Origin of the sequence: Cereibacter sediminicola, from assembly GCF_007668225.1 — a bacterium.
Classification (GTDB): Bacteria; Pseudomonadota; Alphaproteobacteria; order Rhodobacterales; family Rhodobacteraceae; genus Cereibacter_A; species Cereibacter_A azotoformans.
Genome location: NZ_VDEK01000010.1, coordinates 23,821 through 45,257 on the forward strand (window position 1 = coordinate 23,821; position 21,437 = coordinate 45,257).

At 68.8% G+C, this 21,437-nt stretch carries 17 protein-coding genes and 2 pseudogenes; 14 read left to right on the forward strand and 5 right to left on the reverse strand.

The genetic code is table 11. The features are described 5' to 3' along the window. Positions 1-202: 202 nt before the first annotated feature. The 3 genes and pseudogenes from FG154_RS21865 to katG all read right to left on the reverse strand — a co-directional run. Positions 203-634 (reverse strand): annotated as a pseudogene (locus FG154_RS21865) (DMT family transporter); the annotation flags it as partial. A 48-nt stretch (positions 635-682) separates the two neighbouring features. Further along, positions 683-1,105: pseudogene (locus FG154_RS21870) on the reverse strand (EamA family transporter); the annotation flags it as partial. A gap of 281 nt (positions 1,106-1,386) precedes the next feature. Continuing rightward, a complete protein-coding gene (gene katG, locus FG154_RS08905; RefSeq protein ID WP_145106730.1) occupies positions 1,387-3,561 on the reverse strand; it encodes a catalase/peroxidase HPI in 2,175 nt (724 codons plus the stop codon). A gap of 124 nt (positions 3,562-3,685) precedes the next feature. Here katG and FG154_RS08910 point away from each other — a divergent pair, with 124 nt between their 5' ends. The 10 genes from FG154_RS08910 (at position 3,686) to FG154_RS08955 (ending at position 14,767) form a co-directional block, all read left to right on the forward strand. Continuing rightward, complete coding sequence (locus FG154_RS08910) at positions 3,686-4,579, forward strand: LysR substrate-binding domain-containing protein (RefSeq protein ID WP_145106732.1); 894 nt, start codon at positions 3,686-3,688, stop codon at positions 4,577-4,579. Positions 4,580-4,822: 243 nt separating this feature from the next. Continuing rightward, entirely contained in the window at positions 4,823-5,191 is a 369-nt protein-coding gene (locus FG154_RS21040; protein ID WP_186312320.1) for a hypothetical protein, read from the forward strand. Positions 5,192-5,235: 44 nt separating this feature from the next. Continuing rightward, a complete protein-coding gene (locus tag FG154_RS08920) occupies positions 5,236-6,324 on the forward strand; it encodes an ABC transporter substrate-binding protein (RefSeq protein ID WP_145106736.1) in 1,089 nt (362 codons plus the stop codon). Further along, positions 6,321-7,370 carry a FecCD family ABC transporter permease gene (locus tag FG154_RS08925; protein WP_145106738.1) on the forward strand — a complete coding sequence of 350 codons (1,050 nt, stop codon included), beginning with the start codon at positions 6,321-6,323 and terminating at the stop codon, positions 7,368-7,370. The genes FG154_RS08920 and FG154_RS08925 overlap by 4 nt, the downstream gene beginning before the upstream one ends. Continuing rightward, positions 7,367-8,104 (forward strand): ABC transporter ATP-binding protein, encoded by a 738-nt coding sequence (locus FG154_RS08930; protein ID WP_145106741.1) that lies wholly within the window; start codon positions 7,367-7,369, stop codon positions 8,102-8,104. The genes FG154_RS08925 and FG154_RS08930 overlap by 4 nt, the downstream gene beginning before the upstream one ends. Before the next feature lie 78 nt (positions 8,105-8,182). After that, the gene (locus FG154_RS08935) at positions 8,183-8,821 is read left to right on the forward strand and encodes a TetR/AcrR family transcriptional regulator (RefSeq protein WP_145106744.1); all 639 of its coding nucleotides are present in this window, start codon (positions 8,183-8,185) and stop codon (positions 8,819-8,821) included. Positions 8,822-9,095: 274 nt separating this feature from the next. Continuing rightward, positions 9,096-10,808, forward strand: coding sequence for a circadian clock protein KaiC (gene kaiC / locus FG154_RS08940; protein WP_145106746.1), 1,713 nt, complete (start codon positions 9,096-9,098; stop codon positions 10,806-10,808). Then, entirely contained in the window at positions 10,805-11,080 is a 276-nt protein-coding gene (locus FG154_RS08945; protein WP_186312321.1) for a circadian clock KaiB family protein, read from the forward strand. Before kaiC ends, FG154_RS08945 begins: the two co-directional genes overlap by 4 nt. A 5-nt stretch (positions 11,081-11,085) precedes the next feature. After that, a complete protein-coding gene (locus FG154_RS08950) occupies positions 11,086-12,528 on the forward strand; it encodes a sensor histidine kinase (protein WP_145106748.1) in 1,443 nt (480 codons plus the stop codon). A 292-nt stretch (positions 12,529-12,820) separates the two neighbouring features. After that, on the forward strand, positions 12,821-14,767 hold the full coding sequence (locus FG154_RS08955) for a putative bifunctional diguanylate cyclase/phosphodiesterase (protein WP_246100184.1): 1,947 nt from the start codon (positions 12,821-12,823) through the stop codon (positions 14,765-14,767). Here FG154_RS08955 and FG154_RS08960 read toward each other — a convergent pair. Together FG154_RS08960 and FG154_RS08965 are read right to left on the reverse strand one after the other, a co-directional pair. Next, on the reverse strand, positions 14,764-15,315 hold the full coding sequence (locus tag FG154_RS08960; RefSeq protein ID WP_145106753.1) for a DUF2243 domain-containing protein: 552 nt from the start codon (positions 15,313-15,315) through the stop codon (positions 14,764-14,766). The genes FG154_RS08955 and FG154_RS08960 overlap by 4 nt on opposite strands. Beyond that, positions 15,312-15,830, reverse strand: a complete 519-nt coding sequence (locus FG154_RS08965; RefSeq protein ID WP_246100186.1) for a DUF4142 domain-containing protein — start codon at positions 15,828-15,830, stop codon at positions 15,312-15,314. Before FG154_RS08965 ends, FG154_RS08960 begins: the two co-directional genes overlap by 4 nt. A 507-nt stretch (positions 15,831-16,337) precedes the next feature. Between FG154_RS08965 and FG154_RS21715 the strand changes: the two genes are divergently transcribed. From FG154_RS21715 to nosZ, 4 genes are all read left to right on the forward strand, one after another. Further along, on the forward strand, positions 16,338-16,631 hold the full coding sequence (locus tag FG154_RS21715; RefSeq protein ID WP_145106755.1) for a chaperone NapD: 294 nt from the start codon (positions 16,338-16,340) through the stop codon (positions 16,629-16,631). Positions 16,632-16,912: 281 nt separating this feature from the next. Then, positions 16,913-17,293 (forward strand): hypothetical protein, encoded by a 381-nt coding sequence (locus FG154_RS08975; protein ID WP_145106757.1) that lies wholly within the window; start codon positions 16,913-16,915, stop codon positions 17,291-17,293. A gap of 3 nt (positions 17,294-17,296) precedes the next feature. Then, the gene (locus tag FG154_RS08980; protein WP_145106760.1) at positions 17,297-19,510 is read left to right on the forward strand and encodes a NosR/NirI family protein; all 2,214 of its coding nucleotides are present in this window, start codon (positions 17,297-17,299) and stop codon (positions 19,508-19,510) included. Next, complete coding sequence (gene nosZ, locus FG154_RS08985) at positions 19,503-21,437, forward strand: TAT-dependent nitrous-oxide reductase (protein ID WP_145106763.1); 1,935 nt, start codon at positions 19,503-19,505, stop codon at positions 21,435-21,437. Before FG154_RS08980 ends, nosZ begins: the two co-directional genes overlap by 8 nt.

The following is a 21,437-nucleotide window of genomic DNA, read 5'->3' on the forward strand; positions in this document are numbered from 1 at the left end:
TCAATCTACAACTTCATGACAACACGGCTGCAATCCCATGGCATCGTTCGCTTTTTGGCAACGGATGGCGGATTTTCCGGCCTGCGCCAATGTGCGCGGCCCTGATCCGCCGCGCGCAGTTTCTTGTGGACAAGTCGCACGCCCTGGCCGGAAGAGGCCGGGAATCATCGGTCGGACAGGGGGCGCGCCCCCGAGACTCGCCTCACGCGGCGCGCTCCGCGCCCCGGTTCGGGGCGAGGCTCACGATGGCGAGGCCCACGAAGATCAGCATCGCGCCAAGGAAGCGTTGCGTGGTGACAGGCTCGCCCACCACGAGGATGGCGAGGAGCCAGGCGGTCAGCGGCTCGACGAGCGAGAGGGTGACGGCCGTCGAGGTGGTGAGCCGTGCCAGCCCCCTCGTGAACAGCGCGTAGGCAAGCCCGGTCGTGATCGTGCCGAGAAAGAGGAGCGCCGGCCACGCCCGCAGATCCGCCGCCCAGGCGACAGGCACCAGTGCGAGAACGGGTGCCGTCACGATGGCGGCGACGAGGAAGGTGGAGGCGGCCAGCGTGCCGGCCGGCACGGCGCCGCCGACCCGTCCTGTCGCAAGCGAATAGGCGGCATAGGACGCGCCGGCCAGGCTCGCCAGCAGGACCCCGATCGTCGAGGCCGCGCCGGCGCCTGCGTCGGTCACGAGAAGCGCGGCTCCAACGATCGAAAGTCCCTGGCCGGCGGCGCGCAAGGGGCCGGGCAGGCGGCGCAGCACGAGGGCCTCGTAGGCCGTGACCCAGATCGGGGCGCTGCCGATGGCGATGGCGGTTCCCACACCGACGCCGGCCTCGACCACGGCGACGAAGAAGAGAAGGTTGTAGAGGCCGATGAAGACCCCGGCCGCCAGAACCGGCCGCCAGGGCAGATGGGCGAAGGCCCGTCGGCTGGCGGGCGCCAACAGCGCCATGATCGTCAGGGTTGCAGCGCCGATGGCAAGCCGGATCGCGGCCACCACCAGCGGTTCGCGGTCGGCTGGCAGCAGGCTCTGCACCGTGCCGGTGGTGCCCCAGAGGATCGCCGCAAGGACGACCGCCAGAAGTGCGAGGCTGCGGGAGGTGCTGGCCGATCCTGTCATGGGGTCCTTCTGTCGTCGGGCCGCCAGCGGGCCCCACGGCGTGAGGGCGCCGCAAGGGCGGTATCGCCATCGCGGGCACTGCCGTCAATCCGGCAGATCGCGGCGGACGGATGCAGGGCATGAGCTGCGATGCAACCCATGAGGTCCGCCCGCGCAGGCTTGCCGCCGCAGCGGCGCCAGCAGCTGGTGAGCAAGCGATCGAAGGCGCGTGGCCGCGACGACGCAAAACAGGGCCGCCCCGGGGGCAGCCCTGTTCCTGTGCCTTGGCCTGTCGCGCGGGATCAGGCGATGTCGAAGCGGTCGGCGTTCATCACCTTGGTCCAGGCCGCCACGAAGTCCTGCACGAACTTCTCGCGGCTGTCGTCCTGGGCATAGACCTCGGCATAGGCGCGCAGCACCGAGTTCGAGCCGAAGACCAGATCGACCCGCGTCGCCGTCCACTTCACCGCGCCGGTGCGCCGGTCGCGGATCTCGTAGAGGTTGGCGTCGGCCGGCTTCCAGACATTGGCCATGTCGGTCAGGTTGACGAAGAAGTCGGTCGTCAGCGCACCCTCGCGGTCGGTGAAGACGCCGTGCTTCGTGCCGCCGTGGTTGGTGCCAAGGACGCGCATGCCCCCCAGCAGCACCGTCATCTCATGCGCGGTGAGGCCCATGAGCTGGGCGCGGTCGAGCATCAACTCCTCGGGGCTGACGGTGTAGTCCTTCTTCAGCCAGTTGCGGAAGGCGTCGTGGATCGGTTCCAGCACGTCGAACGAGGCCGCGTCGGTCAACTCGTCCGTCGCATCGCCCCGGCCCGGCGCGAAGGGCACGGTGATCTCGACGCCCGCGGCGCGGGCCGCCTGCTCGATCCCCACATTGCCGCCCAGCACGATCACGTCGGCGACGCTCGCCCCGGTTTCGGCCGCAATGCCCTCGAGCACGCCCAGCACGGTTGCGAGGCGGGCGGGCTCGTTGCCCTCCCAGTCCTTCTGCGGCGCCAGCCGGATCCGCGCGCCATTGGCGCCGCCCCGCATGTCCGAGCCGCGGAAGGTCCGCGCGCTGTCCCAGGCGGTCGAGACCAGCTCGGCCACCGAGAGGCCCGAGGCCGCGATGCGCGCCTTGACGGCGGCCACATCATAGTCGGTGCGGCCGACGGGAACCGGATCCTGCCAGATCAGATCTTCCTGCGGCACGTCCGGCCCGAGGTAGCGCGCCTTCGGACCCATGTCGCGGTGGGTCAGCTTGAACCAGGCGCGAGCGAAGACCTCCGAGAAATAGGCCGGGTCGCGGTGGAACCGCTCGGCGATGGGGCGATAGATCGGGTCCATCTTCATCGCCATGTCCGCGTCGGTCATGATCGGATTGTAGCGGATCGAGGGATCCTCGACATCGACCGGCTTGTCTTCCTCGCGGATGTCGATCGGCTCCCACTGCCAGGCGCCGGCCGGGCTTTTGCGCAGCTCCCATTCATAACCGAACAGCAGGTCGAAATAGCCATTGTCCCACCGGGTCGGATGGGTCGTCCAGGCGCCCTCGATGCCGCTGGTGACGGTGTTGCGGCCGACGCCGCGGGTCGAGTGGTTCATCCAGCCGAGCCCCTGCTCGACCACGTCCGCCGCCTCGGGGTCCGGCCCGACCAGCGCGGCATCGCCGTTGCCGTGGCACTTGCCGACCGTGTGGCCGCCCGCCGTCAGCGCCACCGTCTCCTCGTCGTTCATCGCCATCCGGGCGAAGGTCTCGCGGACATGGAGCGCCGTGCGCAACGGATCGGGCTCGCCGTTCACGCCCTGCGGGTTCACGTAGATCAGGCCCATCTGCACCGCGGCCAGCGGGTTCTCCATCGAGGCCGGATCGGCCACATCGCCATAACGGCTGTCCGAGGGCGCAAGCCATTCCTTCTCGGCGCCCCAGTAGGTGTCCTTTTCAGGGTGCCAGATGTCGGCGCGGCCGAAGGCGAAGCCGAAGGTCTTCAGCCCCATCGACTCGTAGGCCACGGTGCCGGCGAGGATGATCAGGTCGGCCCAACTGATGGCATTGCCGTATTTCTTCTTGACCGGCCACAGAAGCCGGCGGGCCTTGTCGAGGTTCACGTTGTCCGGCCACGAGTTCAGCGGCGCGAAGCGCTGGTTGCCGGTGCCGCCGCCGCCGCGGCCGTCGGCGGTGCGGTAGGACCCGGCCGCGTGCCAGGCCATGCGGATCATCAGCCCGCCGTAATGGCCCCAGTCGGCCGGCCACCAGTCCTGGCTGTCGGTCATCAGCGCGTGCAGATCACGCTTGAGCGCCGTCACATCCAGCCCCTGCAGCGCCCGGCGATAGTCGAAGCCCGGCCCCATCGGGTTCGTCTTGCTGTCGTGCTGGTGCAGGATGTCGAGGTTCAGCGCATTCGGCCACCAATCCGTGTTCGAGGTGCCCATGGCGGTGTTGCCACCATGCATTACCGGGCATTTGCCGGTCGAACCGATACCGTTTCCGTCCATGTCGCGACTCCATCTTTCCCCTGAAGCGCGAGCCGCTGGGCGGCTCTGCGCGCGAAAAGACGGATAGCCCGATCCGGCCATTTAGGCTACTTTGTATTTCTGATGATTGCGATGAGTTGCGCTAATGATGAACATCTCGATGAAGCATCTTCGCTACTTCGAGGCTCTGGCCCGGCACCAGCATTTCGGCCACGCCGCCGAGGCGTGCCGCATCACGCAGCCGGCGCTGTCGCTGCAGATGAAGGAGCTTGAGGAGATGCTGGGCGCCGCCCTGATCGAACGGGGGCCAAAGCGGATCCGGCTAACCAGTCTCGGCGAGGATTTCGTCGCGCGGGCGCGCGAGATCCTGCGCGCGGTGGATGAGTTGGGAGAGCTGGCCCGCGCGTCGGGCGAGGCTCTGCACGGGCGCTTCCGGCTGGGGGTGATCCCCACGGTGGCGCCTTATCTGCTGCCGGCCATCATCCAGCTTCTGGCCCGCCATCATCCGCGGCTGGATCTTCGTCCGCGCGAAGCCACGACGCGAAAGCTGCTGGCGGACCTGAACGAGGGTCGCCTCGATGCGGCGATCATGGCGCTGCCGGTGTCCGAGCCCCTGCTGCACGAGGAGCCGATCCTCGAAGAGGAGTTCATGCTGGTGCGTCCGCTGGCCGACGAGGGGAGGCCGGTTCCCGACTCGGCGGGCCTGCGCGAGATGCGGCTGCTGTTGCTGGAGGAGGGCCACTGCTTCCGCGATCAGGCGCTGTCCTTCTGCAACATGCCTGCGGCCCCCTCGGACCTGATGGAGGGCAGCTCGCTCTCGACGCTGGTGCAGATGGTAGGGGCGGGGATCGGGGTGACGCTCATTCCCCAGATGGCCATCCCGCTCGAGACGGCTTCGGCGTCCGTCTCCATCGCGCGGCTGCGGGAGCCGCGGCCCCGCCGCACGCTTGGCCTGGTCTGGCGCAGGAACTCGCCGCTTGCGCGGCATCTCGGGCCGATGGCGGGACATCTGCAAAGCCTTGCAGGCCAAGGGACGTGACGCGATCCGGGTGGTGCTGCCGTCGCGGCCGCGGGCGCCTGATTCTCGCCTGATCCCGGGGCACGGGCGCCTCTGCCTGCGTCGCGCGGAAGTTTGATTTGGCACAAGTCACGCCGCCGCTGCCGTGGTAGAAGGAGGCATGAAAGGGCGATCCCGCATCTCTGTTTTGCCACTCACGCTCCCGGCCCCTCGGCCGGGCACCGGGCGGCAGCCGGCCCGGCCGGGCGATGTGGGGAAGCGGCCTTGCTGATGGTCGGGCGCCGCCCCTGGATGCAGGCCCTGCTGCTCGCGCTGGTCGCGGCCTTCGCCCTGCTGGGCGCGCGTCCGGCCGCGGCGCCGCATCGCTCCGAGGCCCTGCTGGCGGCGTTCCTGCTTCCCGTCGAGATCTGCCACGATGGCGACAGCACGCCCGCCGGCGGCACCGGGGAGTCCTGCCTCTTCTGCCACCTGATTGCCGCGGCCTCGCCGGGCGGGGCTGGCTGCGGCGCGGAGTTCACGCCGCTGCGCGTGGCCCGGCTGGCTCTGCCGCCGCCCTCGTCGCCGGGCGGGTTCCGCCCGCCCGTGATCCTGCGCGCACGCGCGCCCCCGGCCTCGGGTCTCGCCCGCGTGTGAACCCGAACGGCGCCCCCGTGCGCCTCTTGAACCCGGACAGGATCATGAAATTCACCCTCTTGCTGGGGAGCGCCCTCTGCGCGCTCGCCCTTCCGGCCATGGCCGAGATCACCGTCACCGACCTGCGCGGCCGCAGCGTCACCCTCGAAGCCCCCGCCGAACATGTGCTTCTCGGCTTCAACTACGAAGACTTCCTGGCCGTCACGGGCCCCGGCGGCGAGCGCCGGATCGCGGCCCTCTCGCGCGGGCCCTGGGCCGACTGGCGCCCCGGCCAATGGGCGGCCTACACCGCCGCGCTGCCCTCGCTCGCCGACCTTCCGGACGTGGGAGATGTCGAATCCGGCACCTTCTCGGTCGAGGCGGTCATCGCCGCCCGGCCCGATCTGGCCATTCTCGCCACCTGGCAATTCGACGCGCTTGGCGAGGGCGTGCAGCAGATCGAGGCCGCGGGGATTCCCGTGGTCGCGATCGACTACAACGCCCAGACGGTTGCGACCCATGTCGCCTCCACCCGCCTCTTGGGGGCCGTCACGGGGCAGGCCGAGCGCGCCGAGGCACTGGCCGCCCTCTATCAGGAGCGGATGCAGGACACGCTGGATCGTGTGGCGCAGGCGGGGCCGGATGCCCGCCGCGTTTATGTCGAGCTTGCCCAGAAGGGGCCGGCCGAGATCGGCAACTCCTACGGCCGCGGCATGTGGGCAGGGGTCATCGACATGGTCGGCGGCCGCAACATCGCGGCGGGCCAGATCGAGAACTGGGGGCCCCTCTCGCCGGAATATGTGCTGGCCGAGCAGCCCGAGGTGATCCTGCTTGCGGGCTCCGAGTGGCGGAACAAGCCCGAGGCGGTGCTTCTCGGCTTCGGGCAGGACGAGGCGCTGGCACAGGAGCGGATCGCGGCCTATCTCGGTCGGCCGGGCTGGACGGATCTGCCCGCCGCGCGCGAGGGCCGGGTTTACGGCATCTATCACGGCGGGTCGCGGACGCTGTCGGACTTTGCCTTCGTCCGCTACGTCGCCAAGGCGATCCATCCCGATGCCTTCGCCGATGTGGACCCGGCCGCCGAGCTTGCGCAATTCTACCGCGACTGGCTGCCCGTGGCGCCGGAAGGCCCGTTCATGGTGCGGTCGAAATGACGGTCGCGCTGACTGCAAGGGCAGGGGCCGGCCGACGCGAAAGCGCTGCACGGCTGGCGGTGCTTGGCGCCGCGCTGCTCGCGCTGCTGGTGCTGGCGGTGACGGATCTGGTGACCGGCCCCTCGGGGCTCTCGCTCGGGAAGGTGACCGAGGCGCTGCTGGCCGGGCCCGACGGCTTCGACCGCGCGGCCGCCACGATCCTGTGGCAGCTGCGGATGCCGCAGACGCTGACGGGGGTGCTGGTCGGCGCCAGCCTCGGCATCTCGGGGCTCGTCATGCAGACGATCCTCGCCAACCCCCTGGCCTCGCCCTACACGCTTGGCTTCTCGGCGGCGGCGGGCTTCGGCGCGGCGCTCGGGATCATGTTCGGCGGTCTGTTGCCGCTGGCCATCTGGATCGTGGTGCCGGCCTCGGCCTTCGCCATGACCCTGCTGGCCTGCGGCCTTGTCTATGCCGTGGCGCGCTTTCGCGGTGCCTCGGCCGAGGTGCTGGTGCTGGCCGGGATCGCCACGCTCTTCTTCTTCCAGTCGCTCCAGTCGCTCCTGCAGTTCCTTGCCGCGCCCGAGGTGCTGCAGCAGATCGTCTTCTGGCTGTTCGGAAGCCTGCTGAAAGCGAGCTGGACCTCGGTGCAGGCGATCACGCTGATCATGGCGGTGGCGGTGCCGGTCCTTGCGCGCGATGTCTGGAGCCTGACGGCGCTCCGGCTGGGCGAGGCCAATGCGGCGAGCCTGGGGCTCGACATCGAGCGGTTGCGGCGTCGGTCCTTCGTGCTGGTCGCGCTGCTGACGGCGGGCGCGGTGAGCTTTACCGGCACGATCGGCTTCATCGGCCTCATCGCCCCGCATGTCGCCCGGCGGATGGTGGGCGAGGATCACCGCTTTGCCCTGCCGCTTGCGGCGATCATGGGCGCGGTCCTTCTGGTCGCGGCCTCGGTGATCGGCAAGATCCTCTCGCCCGGCGCCGTCATCCCCGTCGGCATCATCACCGCGGTTGCCGGTGTTCCGATGCTGCTGGCCGTCATCCTGCGCGACGGAGGCCGCCCATGACGCTGGTTCTTTCCGATCTCTCGGTCTGGCGGGGCCGGCGGCAGGTGCTGGCGCCGGTGAACCTCTGCCTGCCGCGCGGCTGCGTGGCGGGGGTGGTTGGCCCGAACGGGGCGGGCAAGTCCACCCTGCTTTCCGCGGTCGCCGGGCTTTTGCCGGCCGGCGGATCGGTCCGCTGGCAAGAGCGGGCGCTGTCCCCGCAGGAGGTGGGCTTCCTGCCGCAGGCCTTCGCCGTGCGCTCTCGGCTGACGGTGCTGGAGTGTCTGCTTCTGGGGCTCCGGGAGGGGCTGGGCTGGCGGATCCGGCCCGAGCAGGTGTCGGCCGCCGAGCGGATGCTGGCGCGGCTCGGGCTGGCGCCGCTTGCGAACCGGCCGATGGAGGCGCTTTCGGGCGGGCAGCAGCAACTGGTCCTGCTGGCGCAGCGGCTGCTGCGGCGGCCGGTGCTGCTGATCCTCGACGAGCCGACGAGCGCGCTTGACCTGCATCACCAGCTTCAGGTGCTGCGCCATGTGCGGGACCATGCCGAGGAGACGGGCGGCGTCGTGCTGGTCGCGATCCACGATCTGACGATGGCGGCGCGGTTCTGCGACCGGCTGCTTCTGGTCGAGGACGGGCACCTGTCGGCGGCGGGCCCTCCGGCGCAGGTGCTGAACGAGGCACAGGTCGCCCGCGTCTGGCGCATCGGTGCCGAGATCCTCACCTCGCGCGAGGGACGGCCGGTGATCGTGCCGCACTGATCCGTCGAAGGAACCCGTCCGCGGTTCACCGCAGGAGATGCGCTTGCACGCCGGGGCGGGGCCGCCTACCAGTAGGGGATGGATGAACCGGCAGTCGAGACGGGGTTGCGCGGCTCGCGCGAGGCGTGGCTTCAGGCCGCCTACGAGTCGCTGATCGAGGGCGGGGTGGAATCGGTCAAGATCATGACCCTCGCCGCACGGATGAAGCTCGCGCGGACGAGTTTCTACTGGTTCTTCAAGGACCGGGCGGACGTTCTTGACGCGCTGCGCGCGCAATGGGCCGCCGCCACGACCGTCCCGCTCGTGGCGGCCTGCGGCGAATATGCCGACAGCGGATCCGAGGCGATGCTGAACGTGCTCGCCTGTTTCCTGTCGGGTCGGTTCGACGCCCGGTTCGAGTTCGCGGCGCGCAGCTGGGCGTTGCAGGACCCGGCCATGGCGGCCGCCGTCGAGGCGGCGGACGCCGGGCGGCTGGCCGCCCTGTCCGACATGCTCGTGCGCTGGGGCCATGCGGCGCAGGATGCCGATGTCCGAGCGCGAACGGTCTATCTGGTCCAGATCGGCTACATCTCGATGCGGGCCGAGGAGACCATGGAGACGCGCCTCTCGCGCATCCCGAACTACGTCGAGATCTACACCGGCACATGCCCCGAGCCGCGCGAGATGGCGCGATTCCGTGCGCGCCTTGGGGTGCCCCCCGATCAGGCCGCGCCGTAGGCGGGCACGGGGGCCGTCGGCCCTGCGCCCTGCCGGACACGAACCGCCCCTGCACCGCGCCGCCGGCACCAGCTTCGCGCCGGTAAGACACCTTCCGCATTGGCGCTGCGCGCGTGGCGCAATCATCTTTCCGGCGGTGGCCTATGCGGCCCTATTTTTGCGAGCCATGCACGACAGCGGTTGAGAAAGGCTTCTTCCGAGTGATACTTCTCCGAAAAAGTAACTGTCGCCAACTGTCGCATCCATGCATTCAAGGACCGGGGCAATAGTAGGAATGTCTTCCCAGCTTGGTGTCGGCAAGTCGCCGACGGGCATCCAGGGCTTTGATGACCTCACGTTGGGCGGTTTGCCGACGGGTCGTCCAAGCCTCATCTGCGGGTCGGCCGGTTGCGGCAAGACCCTCTTCGCCTCGACCTTCCTGATCAATGGCGTCCGCCAGCACGACGAGCCGGGCGTCTTCGTCACCTTCGAGGAACGGCCCGAGGACATCGTCACCAACGTCGCCTCGCTGGGATTCGAGCTGGACGCCCTGATGGATCAGGGGCTGATCGCGATGGAGCATATCGCCGTCGATCCGTCGGAGGTAGCCGAGATCGGGGACTATGATCTCGAGGGGCTGTTCCTGCGTCTGGAACTGGCGATCGACTCCGTCGGGGCCAAGCGGGTCGTGCTCGACACGATCGAAAGCCTGTTCTCGGCCTTTTCCAAGCCCGCCATCCTGCGCGCCGAAATCCGTCGCCTGTTCGACTGGCTGAAGGAGCGCGGCCTCACCACCGTCATCACCGCCGAGCGCGGCGACGGGGCGCTGACGCGGCAGGGGCTTGAGGAATATGTGTCGGATTGCGTGATCCTGCTCGATCATCGCGTCCACAACCAGATTTCCACCCGGCGCCTGCGAATCGTGAAATACCGCGGCACGGCGCATGGGACCAACGAATATCCGTTCCTCATCGACACGGACGGATTCTCGGTCCTGCCGGTCAGCTCGATCGGCCTTGCGCATCAGGTGCACGAAGAGCGCATCGCCTCGGGCGTGCCGGACCTTGACGCGATGCTGACGGGGGGCGGGTTCTTCCGGGGATCGTCGATCCTCGTCTCGGGGGTGGCCGGTTCGGGAAAGTCGTCGCTGGCGGCCCATTTCGCGGCCGCCGCCTGCGAGCGGGGCGAGCGGGCGATGTACTTCTCGTTCGAGGAGGCCGCCGATCAGGCGGTGCGCAACATGCGCTCGCTGGGGCTCGATCTCGGGCGCTGGCGCGATGCGGGACTGCTGCAATTCATGGCGGCGCGGCCCACCTTCTACAGCCTCGAGATGCATCTTGCCGTGATCCTGCGCGAGGTCATCCGGTTCGAGCCGACAGTGGTGGTGCTTGACCCGATCTCGGCCTTCACCGAAAGCGGCGATCCGCTCGAGGTCCAGTCGATGCTGCTGCGGATCGTGGACTTCCTCAAGGCCCGCGGCATCACGGGGATCTTCACCCATCTGGCCCACGGACGGGAGGAGGCGACGACGGACGCGGGCATGTCCTCTCTGATGGATGGCTGGGTGCTGATGCTGAACCGCGAGGTGAATGGCGAATTCAACCGCGAGCTCTATCTGCTCAAGGCGCGGGGCACTGCCCATTCCAATCAGGTTCGGGAATTCGTAATGAGTGACAAGGGGATATCGCTCGTTCCTCCGCATCTGGGTGAGGGCGGGGCGCTGACGGGGACGGCACGGAAGGCCGAGGAGGCGCGCCTGCGGCGTCTCGAGGCCGAGCGGCTTGCCGAGAGCGGCCGGCTGCAGCAGCAGATCGAGCAGCGCCGTCGCCGCGCGCGCGCGCAGATCGAGGCGCTCGAGGCGGAACTGAGGGCCGAGGAAATCGCGTTGCAGGCGCTTCTGGCCTCCGAAGAGATCCAGAACCGCCAGCGCGCCGAAGATGTGGCCGAGCTGGCCCGCAGCCGCGGGGCCGACCGTTTTGTGCCGGAATCCGCGGAGGGAGGGAAATGAGCGTGCGCCGCCTGGTTCTTTATGTTGCCGGCCAGACGCCGAAGTCACTCGCCGCGATTGGCAACCTGCGCCGGATCTGCGAACAGGATCTGCCCGGCCAGTACGAGGTCGAGGTGATCGACCTCAAGCAGAACCCGCGTCTCGCCAAGGAGCACAGCATCGTGGCGATCCCGACGCTCGTGCGGGAACTGCCGGTTCCGATCCGCAAGATCATCGGCGACCTGTCCGACAAGGAGCAGGTGCTGGTGAACCTGAAGCTCGACCTGGAGTGATGGCGATGAACCTGTCCGAGATCGACGATCTTCGGCGTCGCCTGCGCGAGGCAGAGGAGACGCTGCTGGCGATCCGGCAGGGTGACGTGGATGCGCTCGTGGTCGGCGTCTCGGACGACAGCGACGTGTACATGATCGGCGGGGATCCCGACATATGCCGCAGCTTCATCGAGATGATGGAGATCGGGGCCGCCGCGCTGGACGATTCGGGCTGCGTGCTGTTTGCCAACGGGGTGCTTGCGGGTCTTCTGGGGCGGCCACTGGCGGAGCTTGAGGGGATCGGTCTGGGGGAACTTGCGGGCGATCCGGGGCTCGAGGCCGAGATCCTCGCAGGCCGGCTCGAGCGGCGCAGGATCCTGATCGGCCCCGAAGAGGCCCGGCGTCAGGTGGTTCTCTCCTGCGGCAAGCTGCGGCTGGGCACGGTGTCGGGCTATGCGGTCACCTTTACCGACGTGACCGAACAGGTTGCGGCCGAAAAGGCGCGGCAGAACGAGAAGGCGGCGCTTGCGATCATCGCCTGCGCCAACGAGCCCGTCCTCGTCTGCGACACCGACGGGCGGATCACGCACCTGAGCGGGGCCGCCGCCGCGTTGCTGGGCACGGACGCGATCGGCCGTCCGCTTGCGCGGGTGATGGACCTGACCATCGCCGAGGCCGCGGGTCTGCTCTCGATCGGCGAGATCGTGGCGCAGGCGATCGAGGGCATCCCGGTGCAGGGGATCGAGGCCGTGGCGGCCGAGCGGGAGGGGACGCCCTATTACCTCATCAGCGCGGCGCCGCTGCAGGTGCCGGGTGAGCCGGTCAGCGGCTGTGTCATCACCATGGTCGATCTGTCGCAGCGCAAGGCGGCCGAGCGTCATCAGCAGCTTCTGCTGCGCGAACTCGACCATCGGGTGAAGAACACGCTGGCGCTGGTCATGTCGATCAGCCGCCGCACGATGCATTACGAGGACACGCTCGAAGGCTACCAGAAGGCCTTCACCGCGCGCATCCAGGCGCTGGCGGCGACGCACAACCTGCTGGCCGCCAAATCCTGGAACGAGATCTCGATCCGGGACATCCTGCTGCGCGAGCTGGCGCCCTACAACGAAGGACAGTCCCGCCGCGTCACGATCGAGGTTCTCGACGTCCAGATCGAACCGCGCTCGGCCATCGCGCTCGGCCTCGTGATCCACGAACTTGCTACCAACGCGATGAAATACGGGTCGCTCTCGGCATCCGGCGGAACCGTGTCGGTGCGCTGCCTGCCGCGCGAGGACTGCCCTGCGGGCATCGTCCGGCTCGAGTGGCTGGAGCGCGGGGGCCCCGTGGTCGCCGAGCCAACGCGCTGGGGCTTTGGCCAGACGGTGATCCGCAACGCCTTTGCCTATGCCGAAAGCGGCGGGGCGGACGTCAGCTTCGAGCCCGAGGGCGTCCGCTGCCGGGTCTCGCTGCCGACTGAGGCCTGACAGCCGCCGTTGTCCTGTGGCCGGACGGCTGGCCCGCTCATGCAGGCGTCCCGAGGAGAGGTGGCGCAGGGTGCCTCGCAGGATCGGCTCCGGCCGCCGCCGGTCGGGCCACATCCAACTTCCGCAGGTTGGGCACACGCTTTCGGCGAGGTCGGTGACGGATGCTCTCCTGTCCGATGCGATCACCCGTCTCCTGCCGCCGCATACGGTTGTTTAAGGCAGAAGGCCTGAGACTGCGATCCGAGCCGGGGGGATTTGGGTGAACAGGTCGGGGGAGCCAGTGCGGGAGGGATTGCGCAAGGTCCGGGAGGTGACCCTCCGGGCCGCGACGCTGCATCCCAGCCCCGAAGACGCCGCCAGCGTGATCAGCGGGACCGTTGCGGGGGCTTCGGTCACGGCCGTCAATGCGGTGGTCTATGCGGCCGCGACGGTGGGGGCGGACAACGCCCTCTTCACGACGCTCTGGTTGTCGGTGGTCTTCGTCCTCTGCATGATCTTCGTGCGCATGTCCGCCAAGGCCGCCGGCCGACAGATCACGCGCGTGTCCCGGCGCGCGGCCCGCAGGCTGGTGCTGACCTCGGTCGTGCTGGCCGCGCCCTGGGCCGCCCTTCCGATCCATGTGGTGGCCTTTCACGGCGCGGGCGACGAGATGCTGGTGCTGCTCGTGTGCACGGGGATGCTGTCGGGGGGCGCCTTCATGCTGCACCGCGCCTTCGTCGCCTCGCTCGCCTATGTCTGGACGATCCTCTCGGCGGTCGTCTTCTCGTTCCAGTTCGGCGGATGGGGGGTGGCCTGGCCGGTCACGGCCTATGCGATCGTCTATGGCTCCTACCTCGCCTACTTCACCTATACAGCCGGCCGGACCGCCCGGCAGCGCGACGAGTCGGTGGCCGCCCTCTCCGAGGCGGTCGAGAGCCTGCGGCAGGCGCGAGACGAGAATCATCGGCTGGCCAACATCGACTTCGCGACGGGGCTTCTCAACCGCAAGGCCTTTCACGAGGCGTTGCAGGCCGCCGTGGCGCGTCAGACGACGTCGGGAGAGTCCTTTGGCCTGCTCCTGCTGGATCTCGACCGTTTCAAGACCGTGAACGACCTCTATGGCCACGGGGTCGGCGACAAGCTGCTGGCCGAACTGGCACAGCGCCTGCGCGGGGCGCTGGCGCGCAAGGACATCATCGGCCGGGTGGGCGGCGACGAGTTCGCCGTGATCCTGAGGGACATTCCCGATGCCGAGGCGATCTCGGCCGTCAGCGGGCGGCTGCTCAGGGAACTGAACCGCCCGGCCCGACTGGGTGGCCCGATCATCCGCGCCGGGGCCTCGATCGGCGCGGCCCTCTGCCCCGGCGATGGAACAGACCCGGCCGACCTCATGCTGAAGGCCGATCTGGCGCTGAACCGCGCGAAGGAGGGCGGTCGCGGCCGCTCGATGCAGTTCGACATCCATCTTCAGCGCCGCGCGGCGGAAGAGGACGGCATCGAGGCGGGCCTGCGCGCCGGGCTGGATGCGCGGTCCTTCACGGTCCTCTACCAGCCCCAGTTCTCCCTGTCCGACGGCGGCATCGTCGGCGCCGAGGCCCTCGTGCGCTGGCCGGGCAACGGCGCTGAGGCGCCATCGCCCGAGCGGTTCCTCGGCGTCGCCTCCGAGCGTGGGCTGCTGCCCGCCCTGTCGCGCCAGATCGCCGAGACGGTGGCCGACGACATCGGCCGATGGCGCCGGCAGGGCGTTCGCGCGCCGAAGATCGCCCTCAACCTGCATCCCGACGACATCAAGTCCTCCGAAACGCTGCTCGAGACGATCGACATGTTCGAGACCCGCGGGATCACCGGCCAGCACCTCGCGCTCGAGATCACGGAGGAATGTCTCGTCGGGCGCGGGACGGATGGGGCGGCCGAGGTGCTCGAGCGGCTGGTCGGACGGGGCTTTGGCCTGTCGTTCGACGATTTCGGCACCGGCCATGCCTCGCTGGCGCATCTCAAGAAGGTGCCCGTGGCCGAGATCAAGATCGACCGGCAGTTCGTGGCGGGCCTTGCCGAGCGGCGCGACGACCGCGCCATCGTCGCGGCCATCGCCGAGATCGCGCGCGGGATGGGGCTGCGCTCGATCGCCGAGGGGGTCGAGACCGAGATGCAGCGCCGCATCCTTACCGATCTTGGCATCGAGGCGGGGCAGGGGTTCCTCTGGTCGGTCCCGGTCGACGTCGGGCGGCTGGCCGGGATGCTCGGCGGCGCGGGCCGCTAGGGGCGCCGCGGCGCGTTCGCCCGCCGCCAGAGCGCCCATCCGCCCGCCAGCATCGCCGCTCCCGAGATCAGGAAGCCCACATCCCACCAGATCCACTGGTCCCGCGGCACCGTCTCGTTGACATGGTGCAGGCCGAGGATGTGGTGGTTCACGATCCCCTCGACGAGATTGAAGAGGCCAAACCCCATCAGCAGCGTCGCAAGAAGGGCGCTGGCGCGCCACGGGCTGTGCCGCTCGCGCGCCGCCCGCCACAGGAGCACGAGGCCCGCGACCGTGAAGATGTAGGTGGCCGCGTGAAAGAGACCGTCAAGCAGGGTGTTGAGCTTGAGGTTCTCGACACTGTCCGGCGGATAGCCGGCGCTGGTGGCCATGTGGTGCCACTGGAGGATCTGGTGCAGCACGATCCCGTCGAAAAAGCCCCCCAGCCCGAGGCCGAGCAGGATCCCCGCGGCAAGGGGAAAGCCGGGGCCTTCGCGGCCCCGCTCTGTTGCCGGCGGGAGGGCCCGGCGCCGACGCGCCGGGACCGGGCGGCCTGCCGGGTCGTTCACTGGGCGGCCTGGTTCGCTATGGCCCGGATCGACTGCTCATGCTCCTGCAGCGTCGGCAGCGTCTCGGCCGCGAAGTTTCGCAGCGGCCCTTCCTGACCCTGTTGCGAAAAGCCCTCGAACAGGGTCACCGCCTTTTCATGGGCTTCGACCTGTGCCTGAACGTAGGCCTGCCGGAAGGCGTCACCTTCGGCCTGCTGCAACTCCTGCAGCTTGGCCTGGTGCTCGTCGTCGAGCGCCGTCGGCACGTTCACCCCCTCTTCGGCGGCGGCGGCCATCATCTTCTCGCCGGCCATCGTGTGATCCTCGATCATGTGCCGGGCGAAATCGGCCACCTCGACATCGTCCAGCTGCTTTTCGAGCACGAGACGGCTCGACTCGATCTCGAACATGTTCGACACGCCGGCCATCTGGGCAAAGTCGGCGGGATCGTTCGTGGTGGCCTGCTGCGACCAGCCGGCGGTGGCGAGCAGGGTGGCCGCCGTGGCGGCTGCGGTCAGGGTGCGGATCATGGTCATGGTCTCCTCCTCGGGGTGCCCGGGAACGGGCGGGTTGCGGTCGCGATGGCAGGGCCCGATCACTTGCGCCGCCCTCATGCAGGTCCGCGGTGGTCTGCCGGGCACTCGCGCGCGTGATGTGGGGCAGGGCTCGCCCGTCTTCGAGGGTTGCCCCGTCCTGCTGCCGGTTTGTCCGCCGCTGAACCGGCCAGCGCCTCTTCCGTTCCCGCCAAGCGACGCATTCCTCGGAGCGGCCCGCCCCGCGGCAACCGGACGCGCGTTGCCCTTGCGCGTTGCAAAAAGGGGCATACCAAAGTATCCTTATAACCGCGGTATCCAGTATCGTCCAAGACACTGGGTTTCCGGCTGCGCCGGTTGAAGGCTCCCGCACGGTCCCCTGATCGCCCGCGCGGTTCCTCTTTCACGGCTGAGTCCGGCCCCCGTCCCGGATTTCGACGCGACCCTTGGCCCTCGGGCGCGATGGTGCGGCGTCCCGTGCCCATGCGATCCGTCAACGGAGGGGAGAGAATGTCGAGGTTCGCCGCACCGGTCCAGAGCGAGCGCGGGCCGGGTCCCGGACAGGGACGAAGGCCGCAGGCCCACATCTCGAGCGCATTGCTCCGGGTGCGTCCGGGCCGCGAGCAGGCGGTCATGCGGCGGGTCCTCTCCATCCCCGGCTGCGCCGTGGCCCTGGTGCAGGAGGGACGCCTCGTGGTCCTGATCCGAAGCGAGAACCGCAGCGCAACCGCCACGACACTGGCCACGCTCACCCGTCTGGCCGATGTCGAGGCCACCAGCCTGCTCTACGAGCAGGTGGAGTGACCAAAAGGCCCGCTTGACCACATGGCGCAGGCGGCGACCGGGGCGCCGGAACCCCGCCGGCGGTTCGGACGTGGCGGCGCTGACCGACCCATGTGCCCGGACGCGCAACGGAGCAGCCGATCCTCTTTCGACCGGACCACGCGAGGCCAGACCGGCTGCGCTGTCGGCCATTGCCGAAGGTGCGCCCCTGTTCCGAAGGGCGGCACGCGGCACCCCATAAAGAGATAGATTGTTTGATCCTTATCAACGTCGCGGCGGGAGGCGGCGGCTAGGGCTATGGCATGACGCGCCGCCTGTTCCCTCTCTGCCTCTGTCTTGCGCTGGCCCTTGCGCTGGCGACGGCGCTGGCCTCGTCGGCCGCAGCGGCCGTGCGGATGGCCGCGCGCGGGCCCTTGGTCGAGATGGTGATCTGCGACCATGACGGCGGTCTGTCCACGATCCTGATGGACCGGGCGGGCCAGCCTGTCGATCCCGAAGCGGATGGCTGCCCGGCGTCCTGCACTGCCTGCACGGGGACGCTTGCGGCGGTGCTGCCGGGCCCGACGCCCGCGGCCTGGGTCACGGGCGGCCGCGCGCCCGACGCGGCCGCGCCACCTCCATCGCCCGCCCCGAGGCCGGAAGCCGTGATCCTGGCCCGCGGTCCCCCGCCCGAGAAAGCCTGAGCCATGCCATCTCTTCCGGCCCCGGGCCGTGCCATCCTCCTCCGGCTCCTTGCAGCCCTCGCCACCCTCCTGCTCCTGACGGGGCTTGCGCAGGCGAACGAGCCCTTCATCACGCGGTTCGCGGCCGAGGTTCCGGCTGCCCGACTGGTTCCCGGCGCCGACGGTTACGGCCCGCTGCGCGGGGACATCGCGGTGGTTCCGGTCCTGAAGGGGACCGAGACGCTGGGCTACGCCTTTGTCACCTCCGACTTCGTCGGCACGACCGGCTATTCCGGCAAGCCCATTCATGTGCTGATGGCGGTCGGCCTCGATGGCCGCGTGAGCGGGGTCGAGCTGGTCAAGCATTCCGAGCCGATCGTCCTCGTGGGCATCCCGGACGCCAGGATCCGCAAGATGGTCTCCGGCTACGTCGGCATGGATCTGGTGGCCGAGGCGGCCGAGGAAGGGGCGGCGCACGAGATCGACATCATCTCGGGCGCGACCGTCACCATCATGGTCATCGACGATTCGATCGTGCGCTCGGGCCTGAAGGTCGCGCGGGCGCTGGGTCTCGGCGGGCTCGCGGCCGAGGCGGCCCGTCAGGGGCCCCGCCTCGAGCTGGACCCAGAGGCCGCGGCGCCCGCCGACTGGCTCAGCCTGACGGGCGACGGCACGCTGCGCCGCCTGTCGCTGGATGTGGCCCAGATCAACGCGGCCTTCGCCGCCCACTCGGACCCGCGCGCGGCCGCAAGACCCCATGCCGGGGCGGACGAAGCCACCTTCATCGACATGGTTGCGGGTCTTGTCAGCGTGCCGGGGATCGGGCGCAGCCTGCTGGGCGAGGCGGAACAGGCCAACCTTGGCCAGTGGGTGCAGCCGGGCGATCATGTGCTGATGCTCGCCGGACGCGGAGCCTATTCCTACAAGGGGTCGGGCTATGTCCGCGGCGGGATCTTCGACCGGATCGTGCTGGTGCAGGGCGATGTCTCGATCCGCTTCCGCGACCGGATGCACCGCCGCCTCGGCGCCATCGCCGCCGCCGGCGCGCCGCAGATGACCGAGATGGACCTGTTCCGCATTCCCGCGGACTCGGGTTTCGATCCGGCGGAGCCCTTCCGCATCCAGCTTCTCGTCCAGCGCGAGGTGGGGCCGATCGAGAAGGTCTTCACCACCTTCGACCTCGGCTACCAGCTTCCCGCCCGCTACCTGCGCGCCGTGGCCCCCGCCGCCGCCGTCAGCGCAGGGCCCCAGACCGAAGCCGCCGCGCAGGCCCAGCTCTGGAAGCGGATCTGGCAGGACAACCGCGGCCGGATCGCGGCGCTTCTGACGATGCTCGGCGTGCTGACGGCCGCCTTCTTCTTCCAGTCGTTCCTGACCGCCTCGGCGCGGCTGACCTTCTGGTTCCGCATCGCGTTCCTCTCCACGACGCTCGTCGTCCTCGGCTGGTATGCCAACGCCCAGCTTTCGGTCGTCAACCTCATGGCGCTGGTGGGCTCGCTGCGCGACGGCTTCAGCTGGCAGGCGTTCCTGCTCGACCCGATGACCTTCATCCTGTGGTTCTCGGTGGCCGCCGCGCTGGTCTTCTGGGGACGCGGCGCCTATTGCGGCTGGCTCTGCCCCTTCGGCGCGCTGCAGGAGCTGACGAACCGGCTGGCGAAGCTCGCCCGCATCCCGCAGGTGACGCTGCCCTGGGGCCTGCACGAACGGCTCTGGGCGGTGAAATACATCCTCTTCCTCGGCCTCTTCGGCGTGAGCCTCGCCTCGATCGAGCAGGCCGAGCATCTGGCCGAGGTCGAGCCCTTCAAGACGGCGATCATCCTCAAGTTCGACCGCGCCTGGCCCTTCGTCCTTTATGCGCTGGTGCTGCTGGGGATCGGGCTCTTCGTCGAGCGCTTCTACTGCCGTTATCTCTGCCCGCTGGGCGCCGGCCTCGCCATTCCGGCCCGCATCCGCATGTTCGACTGGCTCAAGCGCTACCGCGAGTGCGGCAATCCCTGCCAGACCTGCGCCCGCGACTGCATGGTGCAGGCGATCCATCCCACGGGCGAGATCAACCCGAACGAGTGCCTGAACTGCCTCAACTGTCAGGTGCACTACCAGTCGAAGACCACCTGCCCGGTGGTGATCAAGAAACTCAAGCGCCGCGAGACGGCCTCGGCGAACACCGCCGCCGTGCGCGAGGCGCTGGAGCAAGCCATCCAGAACCATCCAAACGTGAAGGGAAAAGCCCATGTCTGACAAGGAACGGGGAGGCATCAGCCGGCGCGGCCTGCTCGGTGCGACGGCCGGAGGGGCGGCGCTCGGCGCTCTGGCGCCGCGGGCGGCGATGCTGGCCGGAGGCGCGGGCCTTGCCACCGTCGCAGCCACCGGCGCGGCCTCGGCGGCCGCCAAGGCCCATCTCGCTCCGGGCGAACTCGATGAATATTACGGCTTCTGGTCCTCGGGGCAGACGGGCGAGATGCGCATCCTCGGCATCCCCTCGATGCGCGAGCTGATGCGGGTGCCGGTGTTCAACCGCTGCTCGGCCACCGGCTGGGGACAGACGAACGAGTCGATCAAGGTCATGACCGAGAACATGACCGAGAAGACCCGCAAATATCTGGAAGCGAACGGCAAGAAGGTCCACGACAACGGCGACCTGCACCACGTCCACATGTCCTTCACCGAAGGCAAGTACGACGGCCGCTACCTCTTCATGAACGACAAGGCCAACACCCGCGTCGCCCGCGTGCGCTGCGACGTGATGAAGACCGACAAGATCCTCGAGATCCCGAACGCCAAGGGCATCCACGGCCTGCGTCCGCAGAAATGGCCGCGCACCAACTACGTCTTTGCCAACGGCGAGGACGAGGCGCCGATGGTCAATGACGGCACGGTGCTCGACGATCCGTCGCAATATGTCAACTTCTTCACCGCCATCGACGCGGACGAGATGAAGGTGGCGTGGCAGGTGCTGGTTTCCGGCAACCTCGACAACACCGACGCGGACTACGAAGGCAAATATGCCTTCTCGACCTCCTACAACTCGGAGATGGGCACCAACCTCGGCGAGATGATGGAAGCCGAGATGGACCATGTCGTGGTCTTCAACATCGCCGAGATCGAGAAGGGCATCGCCGCGGGCGATTATCAGGAACTGAACGGCGTCAAGGTGATCGACGGCCGCAAGGGCCAGAACAAGAACTACACCCGCTACATCCCGATCGCCAACAACCCGCACGGCTGCAACATGGCGCCGGACAGGATCCACCTCTGCATCAACGGCAAGCTCTCGCCCACGGTGACGGTGATCGACGTCCGCAAGCTGGATGCGGTCTTCTACGAGGGCGCCGAGCCACGCTCGACCGTGGTCGCCGAGCCGGAGCTGGGCCTCGGGCCGCTGCACACCGCCTTCGACGGCGCGGGCAACTGCTACACCTCACTCTTCCTCGACAGCCAGGTGGTCAAGTGGAACATCGACAAGGCCATCCGCGCCTACAACGGCGAGAAGGTCGATCCGATCCTGCAGAAGCTCGATGTGCAATACCAGCCGGGGCACCTCAAGACCTCGATGGGCGAGACGCTGGAAGCCGACGGCAAGTGGCTGGTTGTGCTCTGCAAGTTCTCAAAGGACCGCTTCCTGAACGTGGGCCCGCTCAAGCCCGAGAACGATCAGCTGGTGGACATCTCGGGCGACGAGATGGTGCTCGTCCATGACGGCCCGACCTTCGCCGAGCCCCACGACGCGATCGCGGTCCATGCCTCGAAGATGAACATCCGCTCGGTCTGGGACCGCAACGACCCCACCTGGGCCGATGCGCGCGCGCAGGCCGAGAAGGATGGCGTCAACATCGACGAGTTCGCCGGCGAGGTGATCCGCGACGGCAACAAGGTCCGGGTCTATCTGTCGGGCGTGGCGCCGAGCTACAGCCTCGAGAAGTTCACCGTGACCGAGGGCGACGAGGTGACGGTGATCGTCACCAACCTCGACGACGTGGACGACCTGACCCACGGCTTCACCATGGGCAACCACGGCGTCGCGATGGAGGTCGGGCCGATGGCCACCGCCTCGGTCACCTTCGTCGCGGGCCAGCCGGGTGTCTACTGGTACTACTGCCAGTGGTTCTGCCACGCGCTCCACATGGAGATGCGCGGCCGGATGTTCGTCGAGCCGAAGGCGGCCTGA

Excerpts from the sequence above, each read along its gene's own strand:
- FG154_RS08930 (WP_145106741.1), top strand. The coding sequence starts at position 7,367 with ATGACGCTGGTTCTTTCCGATCTCTCGGTCTGGCGGGGCCGGCGGCAG.
- kaiC (WP_145106746.1), top strand. The coding sequence starts at position 9,096 with ATGTCTTCCCAGCTTGGTGTCGGCAAGTCGCCGACGGGCATCCAGGGC.
- FG154_RS08925 (WP_145106738.1), top strand. The coding sequence starts at position 6,321 with ATGACGGTCGCGCTGACTGCAAGGGCAGGGGCCGGCCGACGCGAAAGC.
- FG154_RS08945 (WP_186312321.1), top strand. The coding sequence starts at position 10,805 with ATGAGCGTGCGCCGCCTGGTTCTTTATGTTGCCGGCCAGACGCCGAAG.
- FG154_RS08935 (WP_145106744.1), top strand. The coding sequence starts at position 8,183 with ATGGATGAACCGGCAGTCGAGACGGGGTTGCGCGGCTCGCGCGAGGCG.
- FG154_RS08980 (WP_145106760.1), top strand. The coding sequence starts at position 17,297 with ATGCCATCTCTTCCGGCCCCGGGCCGTGCCATCCTCCTCCGGCTCCTT.
- FG154_RS08920 (WP_145106736.1), top strand. The coding sequence starts at position 5,236 with ATGAAATTCACCCTCTTGCTGGGGAGCGCCCTCTGCGCGCTCGCCCTT.
- katG (WP_145106730.1), bottom strand. The coding sequence starts at position 3,561 with ATGGACGGAAACGGTATCGGTTCGACCGGCAAATGCCCGGTAATGCAT.
- nosZ (WP_145106763.1), top strand. The coding sequence starts at position 19,503 with ATGTCTGACAAGGAACGGGGAGGCATCAGCCGGCGCGGCCTGCTCGGT.
- FG154_RS08975 (WP_145106757.1), top strand. The coding sequence starts at position 16,913 with ATGACGCGCCGCCTGTTCCCTCTCTGCCTCTGTCTTGCGCTGGCCCTT.
- FG154_RS21715 (WP_145106755.1), top strand. The coding sequence starts at position 16,338 with ATGTCGAGGTTCGCCGCACCGGTCCAGAGCGAGCGCGGGCCGGGTCCC.
- FG154_RS08950 (WP_145106748.1), top strand. The coding sequence starts at position 11,086 with ATGAACCTGTCCGAGATCGACGATCTTCGGCGTCGCCTGCGCGAGGCA.
- FG154_RS08910 (WP_145106732.1), top strand. The coding sequence starts at position 3,686 with ATGATGAACATCTCGATGAAGCATCTTCGCTACTTCGAGGCTCTGGCC.
- FG154_RS08965 (WP_246100186.1), bottom strand. The coding sequence starts at position 15,830 with ATGACCATGATCCGCACCCTGACCGCAGCCGCCACGGCGGCCACCCTG.